Source organism: Roseateles toxinivorans, from assembly GCF_004362525.1.
In the GTDB taxonomy this organism is placed as follows: Bacteria; Pseudomonadota; Gammaproteobacteria; order Burkholderiales; family Burkholderiaceae_C; genus Paucibacter; species Paucibacter toxinivorans.
In genome coordinates this window covers 26302-38037 of sequence record NZ_SNXS01000015.1, presented here as the reverse complement: position 1 = coordinate 38037, position 11736 = coordinate 26302, and the positions used below count along the sequence as shown (strand labels likewise).

Below are 11736 nucleotides of genomic sequence, written 5' to 3'. Positions count from 1 at the left end.
TATCCGCGCAACCAGCGGCCGGAAGTTCACAATACGTTCAGCTTTTGTGAATCAAAGGGGTTGAGATGGACCGTCTGCGCGCCTTCGAGGTGTTTGTGGCCGTGGTGTCGCGCCAGAGCTTTGCACGGGCGGCCGAGGCGCTGGACACCTCGCCGGCCAACGTCACCCGCTACATCGCCGATCTGGAGGCCCATCTGGGCACGCGGCTGCTGAACCGGCATTCGCGAAAGTTGTCGCTGACCGAGAGCGGCGAGGCGTTGTTCGAGCGCGCCAAGTCCATCCTCGACGACATGGCGGAGGCCGAGGCGATCAGCGCCTCCAGCGGCCTGGCCCCACGCGGGCGGCTGCGCATCAACGCGCCACTGAGCTTCGGCCTGCTGCACCTGGCGCCGCTATGGCCCAGGTTCTGGGCACTGCACCCGGAGGTCGAGCTCGATGTGTCGCTGATCGACCGGGTGGTGGACATCGTCGAGGAGGGCTTCGACCTGGCGATACGCATCTCGCGCAGCGGCTCCACCCAGCTGGCCGCGCGCAAGCTGGCCAGTTCGCACAACATCGTCTGCGCCTCGCCCGACTATCTGCGCCGGCGCGGCACACCGACCACGCCGGCCGACCTGGCCGGGCACGACTGCATCGGCTACACCTACTGGGCCACCGGTGACGAATGGCAGTTCCGCGACGACGCCGGAGACCAGCACGGAGTGCGCGTGCGCTGCGGCATGCACAGCAACAATGGCGACACCGTGGTGCAGGCCGCCGTGGCCGGCATGGGCGTGATCTGCCAGCCCAGCTTCCTGCTCGGCCCCCATCTGCGCGCCGGCCGCCTGGTGGCCCTGCTGCCCGGCTACCACCTGCCCGACATCGATGTGCTGGCCCTCTACCCCAGCCGCCGCCACCTCAGCGCCAAGGTCCGGGTGATGGTGGACTTTCTGGCCGAACAGTTCAGCGGCGTGGCGCCCTGGGACAGAGACTGATGCCGCCGCAGGTTGGCCGCAGTTCACACACAATGCGCCACCGGCCAATCTGGAGCGACCTTGATGATGAAGATGAAGTTGATGGCCCCGGCGACCGTCCTGGCGCTGTCCCTGATGCTGCAACCGGCCTCGGCGCAGACCAAACCGCGCCGCCCGGCCGCCACCGTCGTCAAGCCCGTCGCGGTGCCAGCGCCACCGGCCCAGGCGATCGTTGCGCCCGTCCCGCCCGAGGTGGAGACACCCACCGCCGTGCGCGAGCTCGGCGGCATCGAGGAATACCGGCTGGCCAACGGCCTGCAGATACTGCTCTTCCCTGACGAGGCGCAGAGCACCACCACCGTCAACATCACCTACCGCGTCGGCAGCCGGCACGAGGCGCCGGGCGAGTACGGCATGGCCCATTTGCTGGAGCATCTGGTGTTCAAGGGCACACCCAGCCATGCCGACATCCCCGGCGCCTTTGCCCAGCGCGGCATGCGCTGGAACGGCACGACCACGGTGGACCGCACCAACTACTTCGCCAGCTTCAATGCCAGCGACGACACCCTGGCCTTCGCCCTGGCGCTGGAGGCCGATCGCATGGTCAACAGCCATATCGCCAAGGCCGATCTGGACAAGGAAATGAGCGTCGTGCGCAACGAGTTCGAGCGCGGCGAGAACAACCCCTTCCAGGTCTTGAACCAGCGCGTGCGCTCGGTGGCCTATGACTGGCACCCCTATGCCCACGCCACCATAGGCCCGCGCAGCGATATCGAGAACGTGCCGATCGAGAAACTGCAGGCCTTCTACAAGCGCCACTACCGGCCCGACAACGCCACCCTGCTGGTGGCCGGCCGCTTCGACAAGGCCCAGACCCTGGCGCTGGTCGCCAAGACCTTCGGACCCCTGCCGCGACCGCCGCAGGCCAATCCCCAGCCCTACACCGTCGAGCCCGCCCAGGACGGGGAGCGCAGCGTGGTGGTGCGCCGCATCGGTGGCCAGCCGCTGCTGCTGGCCCACTACCATGTGCCGGCCATCGCCCACGGCGATTCGGCGGCGCTGCTGGTCTATGGACTGATGATGTCGCTGCAACCCAGCGGCCAGCTCTACAAGGAGTTGGTCGAGAGCAAGCTGGCCGTGGCCACCGGGCTGAGCGGCCTGGGTGGCATGGACCCCGGCAGCGCCATGGCCTACGCGGTGTTGACGCAAGAAGCCGACGTGGCCAAGGTCGAGGCCAGGCTGCTGGACCTGATCGAGGGCCGCGCCGCTCGCCCCTTCACCGAGGCCGAGCTGGCCCGCGTGCGTGAGCTGGCCCTGGTCTCCTACCGCCAGCAGATGAAGAATCCGGAGGCGCTGATTCAGCAGATATCCAGCCTGATCGGCTCCGGCGACTGGCGCCTGCTGTTCCAGCTGATGGAAGACATCCCCCGCGTCACCCTGGCCGACGTCGAGCGTGTGCGCCAGGCCTATTTCCGCCCGGCGAATCGCACCCTGGGCCGCTATCTGCCGGCCACCACCGCCGAGCGGGTCGAGATTCCGGCCGCACCATCTCTGGACCAGCGCCTGGCCGAGCTGAAGGGCCCGCCCAAGGTCGAGGAGGGCGAGCGCTTCGATCCGACCCCCGCGCATCTGGAGGCGCGCATGCAGCGCCGTGTGCTGCCCAGCGGCATCACCCTGCACACCTTGCGCAAGCAGACCCGCGGCAACACCGTGCAGCTGCGGATGCAACTGCGCTGGGGGGGGCGCGACGCCACCTACGCGCGCCGCGGCACCGACCTGATTGGCCCGCTGCTGTCCGAGGGCAGCCGGGGATATGCCAAGCAACAGCTGCAGGACACGCTGATCAAGCTCAACGCCCATCTGCAGATCAGCAGCGGCGACCAGGGCGCCACGCTGGTGCTGACGGCCGAGACGAGCAGCCTGCTGCCGGCACTGAAGATTGCCGCCGATCTGATGCAGCAGCCGCTGCTGCCGGCCGCGGCCCTTGAACGCGTGCAGCGCGCCGCCGTCGCCGGCCTGCAGGCCTCGCGCAGCGAGCCCGAGACGCTGCGCGCCGAGGCCGTGCGCACGCACTACAACACCGCGCGTGGCGTGACGTCGGGCCATCCGGACTACATCCGCAGCCTGGAGGAACGGCGGCTGGCGATAGAGGCCGCGAGGCTGGACGACCTGCGCGGCTTCCACGCCGACTACTGGTCGGCCAACGAGGCCGCTGTGGCCGTCGTCGGAGCCCTGCCCGAGGGCCTGGACACAGCCATCGAGCAGCTGTTCGGCACCTGGAAGAAGCCCGCCGCGCCGCGCTATGTGCGGCACGAACCGTCCTTCCGCGCCATTCCGCCTGCGCGCTTCGACGCTCAAGCGCCCGACAAGGCCAATGCCGTGCTGCGCTTCCAGGCGCCGTTGAAGCTGAGTCAGCGCGATGCCGACTACGCCGCCATGGCGGTGGCCGTCCATGTGTTCGGCGGTGGCGCGCTTGAGAGCCGCCTGGCCAGCCGCGTGCGCCAGCAGGAGGGCCTGAGCTACGGCATCTCGGCCGCACTGGGCGCACCCTACTTCGGCGACGAGGCCGCACTGACCATCAGCGCCAGCTATGCCCCGGCCAACCGCGAGCGTGTCATCACCCTGGTGCAGGAGGAGCTGCAACGCATGGGCGAGCAGGCCATCAGCGCGACCGAGCTGCAACGCGCCAAGACCGACATCCTGGAGGGCCGCAAGCAGTCACGCGCCAGCGAGGCCCAGCTGGCCGGCGGCCTGCTGACCCTGATCGAGCGCGGCGAGACATGGGCGCAGGCGCAGTCGCGCGACGAGGAACTGCTGGCGCTGAGCGCTGATGAGGTACTGGCCGCCTGGCGGCGTTTGATCAAGCCAGACGGCTTTGTCATCAGCACCGCCGGCGACTTCAAGACTCAACCGTAGGACGCTACTTTCGCCACGCCGCATCCGGCCGCCAGTTGGCTGCCCAGGCGGGCAGGTCGGCGGCCGGCATCGGGCTGGCAATGCCATAGCCCTGAGCCAGCTCGCAGCCCAGCGACAGCAGCATCTCGCCGTGTGCCACCGTCTCCACGCCCTCGGCAATGACCTGGCGGCGGAAGGCCGAGGCCAGGCCGACGACGCCGCGGATGATGGCCAGATCGTCGGCGTCCTCCAGCATGTCGCGCACAAAGCTCTGGTCTATCTTCAGCACCTCGGCCGGCAGGCGTTTCAAGTAGGTCAGCGAGGAGTAGCCGGTGCCGAAATCGTCGAGCGCGAAGCTGACGCCCACCGCGCGGCAGGCCAGCATCACCTGCGAGACCTGGGCAATGTCCTCCATCGCGCTGGTCTCCAGTATCTCCAGCTCCAGGCGGCCCGGCTGCACCTCGGGGTGGGCGGCGAGCAACTCGGCCAGGCGCTCGGAGAAGTTCTCCTGCTGCAGCTGGCGTGCCGAGATATTGACGCTGACCGGCAGGTCCAGGCCGCTCTCGCGCCAGGCCAGCATCTGCTTGAGCGCCGTCTCAATCACCCACTCACCGATCTCGACGCTGATGTCATGGTCTTCGGTGACCGGCAGAAAGGCCGCGGGCGAGAGCAGACCCCGCTCGGGGTGCTGCCAGCGTATCAAGGCCTCGGCGCCTATCACCGCGCCGCTGCGCATATTCACCTTGGGCTGGTAGAACAGCACGAACTCGCGCCGCTCCAGCGCCTGGGCGATGTGCTCCAGGCTTTCGCGCTGAGTCTTCACCGCCTCGTCGTGGGCCACGTCGAACAGGTGGTAGCGGTTCTTGCCGGCCTGCTTGGCCACATACATGGCCTGGTCGGCATGGCGCATCAGCTGGTCGGCATCGGCCGCGTCCTGCGGATAGACGGTCACCCCTATGCTGGCCGAGACCTGCAGCACCGCCTCGCCCACGGTCAGCGGCGAGGCCGCGGCCTGCAGCAGGCGCTCCAGCACCGGCTCGCAGTCCTGCGGCCGTTCCAGGTCCACCAGCACGGCCACGAACTCGTCGCCGCCGATGCGCGACAGCGTGTCACCCTCGCGCAGCGCCGCGCGCATGCGCTGGGCCAGCGCGATCAGCAGCTGGTCGCCGACATCGTGTCCGTACTTGTCATTGACGGCCTTGAAACCATCCAGATCAAGGAACGCCACGGCCAGCGACTCGTTGCGGCGCTGACTCTGCGCCATCGCCTGCTGCAGGCGGTCGGCCAGCAGCACGCGGTTTGGCTGGCTGGTCAGCGCGTCGTAGTGGGCGATGTGCTCCAGCTGGCGCTGGTGCTCCTTCATCGGCGTGATGTCGGTGAACAGCGAGACATAGTTCTGCGTCTTGCCGCTCGCATCGCGCACCGCGCTGATGGTGATCATCTGCGCATAGACGTCGCCATTTTTGCGCCGGTTCCAGATCTCGCCGTCCCAATAGCCATTGCCGGTGAGGTCTCGCCACATCGAGGCATAGAACTCGGGGCCATGGCGGCCGGACTTGAGGATGCGCTGGTTCTGCCCCAGCACCTCCTCGCGGCTGTAGCCGGTGATGTGGCTGAAGGTGTTGTTGACCTCGATCAAGGTGCCGGCCGCATCGGTGATGGCGATGCCCTCGCGTGCATGGGTGAACACGCTGGCGGCCAGCTGCAGGCGCATATCGGCGCGGGTGCGGTCGATGGCCAGGGCGGCCAGGCGGGCCTCGTCCTCGATCAGTTGCAGGTCGGCCGGCGTCGGTGTGCCGGCCTGGCGGTGATAGACGGCAAAGGTTCCCAGCACCTTGCCTTGGTCCGACAGGATGGGCTGGGACCAGCAGGCGCCCAGGCCGGCACGGCCAGCGATGTCCAGGAAGGTCGCCATCGACGGATGGGTCGCGATGTCCTCGACCACCATCCGCTCGCCGGTGAATGCGGCCGTGCCGCAGGCGCCAACGCCGGGTCCGATCTGCAGGCCCTCGAGCGCGTCGTTGAAGAAGCCGGGCAGGCTGGGCGCCGCCCCTTTGCGCAAGTGCTGGCCGTCGTCGTCGAGCAGCAGGATGCTGCACAGCATGGTCGGGTCCAGCAGCTCGACCTCGCGCACGATCAGGTCCAGCACATCGGCCAGCGGCGCCTTCTCGCTGAGCAGCTGCAGCACGCGCTGATGGTGCTGTTCGCGTTGATGGGCACGGCGGCTCTCGGTGATATCGGCGATGACACCGACCAGGCCAACCTCCTGGCCGCTGGCCGAAAGGAAATGCCGGCCGGTCAGATGGCCCCAGAACTGGGTCTGGTCGGCGCGCTGGTAGCGGCGCTCCATGTCCACCGAAGCCAGCCGGTCGGACAGCATCGCGGTCAGATTGGCGCGGGCCGAGGCCTGCTCCGACGGGTGCACCAGATCGACATACCCTCGGCCGACCAGCGCCTCCTGCGGCCAGCCGAACATCTCGGCCATGCACCGGTTGGCGTGGGTGATGCGCCCGTCCAAGCCCACCAGATAGATGGCCACGCTGGAGGTGTCCATGATCTGCTTGAGCAGAGCCTCGCGCGCCGCCAGCTCCTCGCTGGCACGGGCCAGGTCCTGCTCGGCGCGCTTGCGCTCGGTGATGTCGGCGGCGATGGCAATCACGCCCACCGGCTCGTTGCCGGCGCCCAGCAGCTTGACACGGGTGACTTCGACCAGATGGGGGCGGCCATCGACGAAGTTCAGCGTCTCCTGCGAGCGGTGCGCGCCCGGCTGCGCCAGGCACTCGGCGTCGGCGCGCTGGCGCGCGGCGGCCAGCTCCTCGCCGAGCAGCTCGGGCAGATGCCGGCAGCTCAGGAAGCGCTCCTCGGCAATGCCTATCGAATCGCAGATGGTCTTGTTGACGAAGCGGTAGCGCCCATCGACGCCGACCAGCCAGACCCCCACCGGCGCGTGATTGAGGATGGCGTGCAGCTTGGCCTCGGCGGCCTGCACCTCGGCCACCTGCGTGTCGAGCTGCATCGTCATGGACCTGAAGCTGCGCGCCAGATCGCCGACCTCGTCGTCACGCTCGACCGGCAGGGCGTCAATGGGCCGGCCCAGCGCATGCAGGCCCACGGTACGGGCCATCAGGTTCAGCGGCTTGGCCAGCACCCGCGCCAGCGCCAGCGCCACAATGGAGGCCAGTGCTATGAAAAGCAGGGTCAGCTGGACCACGCCCAGGCCCAAGGTCTTGCTCTGTGCAAGCACATTCTCTAGCGGCGTGTACAGGCCCAGCACGACGAAACGCTGCTCGGCCAGCAGGCCAAAGGGCACGCGCACAAAGGCCGCCAGCGAGGGGTGGCCCAGCACCGCGGCGTCGGCGGACTCCAGCATCACGTGCTGGCTGCGGCCCTCCAGCACCGGCCGGGTATCGGGCAACTCGTCCTGGATCAGAAACTGGCGCCCGGTCTCGAAACCAAAGGTCTTGGTCGCGTCGGGGTGTATCAGGTAGTCGCCGCGTTTGTTGGCCAGCAGCAGCCTCAGGTCCTGCGGCAGGTCCGCCCGTATCAGGTCGAACAGATCACCCAGGTCCACATCGATGACCACCACGCCGAAGATCACACCCGCCTGCGTATGCACCGGCGCGGCGATGCGGATGGTCGGCTTGCCAAAGCCGTGGTGCGCGCCCTGCTCCTGGTTCAGGCCGATCTGCGACACATAGAACTGGCCCGAGGGCAGGCGCAAGGTCTCGAAGAAATAGGGCTGATGGCTCTTCTCCTGCAAGGCATCGTCGCCGATGATCAGACTGCCGGTGACGCTGTCATTGGCACGGTCCACGCGTATCAGCTCGCGGCCATGGTCGGCTGCGCCGATCAGCCGCACCTGCGAATACTCCGGCCGCGAGGACAGCAGGCCGGTGAAGATGGCGGCCAGCACCCGGCCCTGCTCCAGCAGCGCCTGCCGGGACCCGCTGGCATTGGCCAGGTGCTGCACCTGGGGCAGCAGGGCGACAAAGCGCACATCGTCGGAGATGTGCGACAGCGTGCCGTTGAAGCGCTGGGCCAGCACCTGGGTGGCGGTGAGCAGCTTGTCCTGCGAGGACTTGATCAGCAGGTCGCGGCTGCGATCGTAGATGTAGTAGCCGGTCAGCGCCGTGGACAGCGCGCCCAGCAAGGCCAGCCAGAACCCGAGCTTGATGCCAACGCTGAATCGCATCTAGAAGTTCTCGATCCGTTCGCCGGACACGATCTTGTCCCACAGCAACTTGCGCCGCGCCGGGTCCTCTATCGGCTCCAGCCAGATGATCTTGTCACCCGGCGGGCTGTCGGCGAACGGGGTGACCGTGTTGGCCAGGCCATGGACCTTGCTGAGGCGCTCGCTGACGGGGCGCTCAAGGGTGAAGTTGATCCATTGTTGAGACAGGACCGGGTTCCTGCTGCCGCTGGACAGAGCCCAGCAGTCCAGCCAGGCCAGCGCGCCCTCGCGCGGGATCACATAGCCGATGTCGGCGCCGGCATCCTGCAGGGCCCTCACCTGCTGGGTGCCGTAGTTGGCGAACACCAGGGCCACCTCGTGACGCTTGAACCACTCGACCACCTCGTCGGATGTGGCGTAATAGGTCAGCACATTGCGCCGCAGCTGCACCAGGCGGCGCGCCGCCTCGTTCAGTTGGGCGGGCGAGAGCTGGAACGGATTCTTCACCCCCATCACCATCGCAGCCAAGGTGAAGTTGTGGTTGCTGGTGTTGAAGGCCAGCACACGCCCCCGGTACTCGCGCGCCCACATCGCGGCGAACGAGGTCGGCGGCATCTTCACCAGCTTGCGGTTGTAGATCAGCCCCATCTCCGAGTAGGTATAGGGCACGGCATAGGTCTTGCCATCGCGCACGAGGCCGGCGATGTCGGCATAGCGGCGAAAGCGCGGCAACTGCCTGGCGTTGTTCGTGATCGCGGCCATGCTGATGGGCACGCTGAGGCCTTCGGCGATATAGCGCTGCAACTCGGCCGTGTTGACGGCGAACACATCGAAATCCTGGCCCTTCCTGCTGGCCAGCTTGTTCCACAAATCGTCGTCGGAGCTGGCATAGGTGACCTCGACCTTGGCCCCGGTGCGCTTCTCGAACGCGGCCACCACCTCGGCATCGGCGTAGCCGTCCCAGGTCAGCACGCGCAGCACCTCCTTGGCCGCGGCCAGCGCGGGCAGCGCCAGCAGAGCCAGGATGAACAGACGCAGAATGGACACGAGGCTTGGACTCATCGAAGCATGATGAATCTTCAAGCTGACGCCAGCCCTAATCACTTCCGCGAACAAAGTCTCACTCCGGCAAAAAACGGCTGGAGTGCGCCCACTAACTCGCCTGTTCCGCCGGATGCAGAGGCACGACGTCCTGGTCGATGGCGCCAAAGATGCTCATGCCGTCGGCCCCCTTCATCTCGATGCGTATGGTGTCGCCGAACTTCATGAACTCGGTCCTGGCCTCGCCGGACTCAATCGTCTCTATCGCCCGCTTCTCGGCGATGCAGCTGTAGCCGCGCGACCAGTCCTTGTTGCTGACCGTGCCCGAGCCGACGATGGAGCCGGCGCGCACATGGCGCGTCTTGGCGATATGGGCGATCAGCTGGCCGAAATGGAAGGTCATCTCCTCACCGGCATCGCACAGACCCACGCGCTGGCCGTTCCACATGCTTTGCAGCTTCAGGTGCAGGCGCCCGCCGGCCCAGGCCGTGCCCAGCTCGTCGGGGGTGACTGCCACCGGGCTGAAGGCGGTGGCCGGCTTGCTCTGGAAAAAGCCGAAACCCTTGGCCAGCTCGCCCGGGATCAGATTGCGCAGGCTCCAGTCATTGGCCAGCATCAAGAGCCGCACCCCCTCCAGCGCCTGCTGCGCTGCCGTGCCCATGGCGATGTCACCGGTGATCACCGCCAGCTCGGCCTCGAAATCGATGCCCCAGGCCTCGCTGGCGAAGCGGGCGTTGTCGCAGGGGCCCAGGAAGTCGTCGCTGCCACCCTGGTACATCAGCGGATCGGTATAAAAGCTGGCCGGGACTTCCGCACCAAGGGCCTTGCGCACCAGCTCCACATGGTTGATGAAGGCCGAGCCATCGGCCCACTGGTAGGCCCGCGGCAGCGGCGCCATGCACAGCTTGGGATCGAAGTTGAAGGCGTGGCGGGCTTTGCCATGGTTCAGATTGACATAGATGTCATCGAGCTGGGGCGACATGAAGTTCCAGTCGTCCAGCACCTGCTGCAGGCGGGTCGCCACGCCGTTGGCGTAGTGGGCGGTCGACAGGTCCTTGGAGACGACGACCAGCTGGCCGTCGCGCGAGCCGTCTTTGTAGGTGGCGAGTTTCATCTTGAGGGGGATGGTGCGGGTTGGACGCGAATGGCAGCATTGTCCGATGACTTGGCTGACGCCCTCACCGCTCTCTGCTGTGTCGCCCCGCCGGCGCCGTGTCTGGTTGGGCGCCGGGGTGCTGGCCTTGGCCCTGCATGGCGTGCTGCTGACGGTGCTGCGTGCGCCTGATGAAAGGACTGCCTCCAGTGCCGCGGCGGTGGTCGCCGTACAGGTGGCGCCGCGGCCTCTGGCGGTGCCTCGGCCAGAGCCTGCCGTCGCGACAGCGCCGCCACCGCCGCGGCCGGTGCGGCCCCAGGTTCAGGCCCCCGCTGCGCCGATCGAGGCGGCGGCAACCATCGCCCAGGCCGCTCTCGGCCATGCCACCCGATTCGCGCCGGCGGCGCTGCTCAGCTACGAACTCAGGCACGGCACGGCACTGGGCCAGGCGCTGCTGAGCTGGCGCCCATCGCCCGAGGGTTACGAGGCTCGGCTGGAGCGCTGGCTGGACGACCGCCCGCTGCCCGGCTGGGCCAGCCACGGCGGCATCGACCGCGCCGGACTGGCGCCGCTGCGCCAGTCCGACGAGCGCGGCGGCCGCGCGCGGCGCGCCACCAACTTCCAGCGCGAGGCCGGCAAGATCAGTTTCTCAAGCTCCAGCCTGGAGCTGCCACTGCCCGCCGGTGCGCAAGACCGGCTCAGCTGGATGCTGCAGCTGGCGGCCATGGTCGCCGCCGATCCGCTGGCCTTCGCGCCGGGCGAGTCGGTGCTGCTGCCGGTGGCGGCCCGGCAGGGCCAGCTGCAGACCTGGCGCTTCGTCGTCCAGGCCTCGCAAACACTGGATCTGCCGGTCGGTCGGGTCGAATCTGCGGTGTTTTTGCAACGTCTGCCCGAAGGCCCTTACGAGCCGCAGATCGACATCTGGCTGGACCCGCAGCGCCACTTTCTGCCGGTTCGCCTGCGCTGGAGCCGGGACAACAGCGAGCAGGCGCTCGAAATGAGCCTGAACAAAGAGCCGACCACACCGTGAACTTGTGGACACAACCCCCTCAAGCCGAGGGTGGCGCCGGCCGAAGAAACTGTCACGCTGGGGCTGCGTTGATGCTTCTCCCGACCGATGGCGGCCCGGGCAGGTTGAAATACCTGCCAATGGCCACAGTTAGCTGTAAAGGAGTACCCACATGCAAATGCTCTACAACTCGGACAGCTTTGTGGTCGTGCAATTCGACGTGCCGGTGCCGAATCTGGGCAATCCCCATCTGCAGGCTGGCGACGAGTCCCTCAGCCGCGGCGGCTACGAAATCGTCGACAAGTTCGCCCGCAAGGAAATCTTCATCGAAGGCGCGCTGGCCGAGAGCTTCAAGCTGGGCGTGCAGGCGCTGATCGAAGGCGACCCGTCCGAAGAAGAGATCGATGATTACATCGAGACTTACGCGTCGATGAGCCAGCACCCCGTCGTCATGCATTGAGGGCTGGATAGGGCCAGGGCACAGACCCTGCGCCTTAAGTCACGCCGCAGGGCTTGCCCTGCGCCGCAGCCTGATCCAAGATGGGGCATCCCTGTGAGCGCCCCAGACCTGTCG

7 protein-coding genes are annotated in these 11736 nt (G+C 67.4%); 4 read left to right on the top strand and 3 right to left on the bottom strand.

Translation table 11 applies throughout. From position 1 onward, the window contains the following. Window positions 1–65 precede the first annotated feature (65 nt). The gene (locus DES47_RS26770; protein ID WP_133703851.1) at window positions 66–974 is read left to right on the top strand and encodes a LysR family transcriptional regulator; all 909 of its coding nucleotides are present in this window, start codon (window positions 66–68) and stop codon (window positions 972–974) included. A gap of 63 nt (window positions 975–1037) precedes the next feature. Continuing rightward, window positions 1038–3869 (top strand): M16 family metallopeptidase, encoded by a 2832-nt coding sequence (locus DES47_RS26765; protein WP_133703850.1) that lies wholly within the window; start codon window positions 1038–1040, stop codon window positions 3867–3869. A 4-nt stretch (window positions 3870–3873) separates the two neighbouring features. Here DES47_RS26765 and DES47_RS26760 read toward each other — a convergent pair whose 3' ends face one another. From DES47_RS26760 to DES47_RS26750, 3 genes are all read right to left on the bottom strand, one after another. Then, the gene (locus DES47_RS26760) at window positions 3874–8040 is read right to left on the bottom strand and encodes a bifunctional diguanylate cyclase/phosphodiesterase (protein WP_133703849.1); all 4167 of its coding nucleotides are present in this window, start codon (window positions 8038–8040) and stop codon (window positions 3874–3876) included. Continuing rightward, window positions 8041–9081: an extracellular solute-binding protein gene (locus tag DES47_RS26755; RefSeq protein WP_133703848.1), complete on the bottom strand. Its 1041-nt coding sequence runs from the start codon at window positions 9079–9081 to the stop codon at window positions 8041–8043. 91 nt (window positions 9082–9172) lie between these two features. Beyond that, the gene (locus DES47_RS26750; protein WP_133703847.1) at window positions 9173–10174 is read right to left on the bottom strand and encodes a fumarylacetoacetate hydrolase family protein; all 1002 of its coding nucleotides are present in this window, start codon (window positions 10172–10174) and stop codon (window positions 9173–9175) included. 46 nt (window positions 10175–10220) lie between these two features. On the opposite strand from DES47_RS26750, the gene DES47_RS26745 reads away from it, so the two are divergent. Beyond that, entirely contained in the window at window positions 10221–11183 is a 963-nt protein-coding gene (locus DES47_RS26745) for a DUF3108 domain-containing protein (RefSeq protein WP_166652196.1), read from the top strand. Window positions 11184–11334: 151 nt separating this feature from the next. Next, window positions 11335–11622: a BTH_I0359 family protein gene (locus DES47_RS26740; protein WP_133703845.1), complete on the top strand. Its 288-nt coding sequence runs from the start codon at window positions 11335–11337 to the stop codon at window positions 11620–11622. Window positions 11623–11736 lie beyond the last annotated feature (114 nt).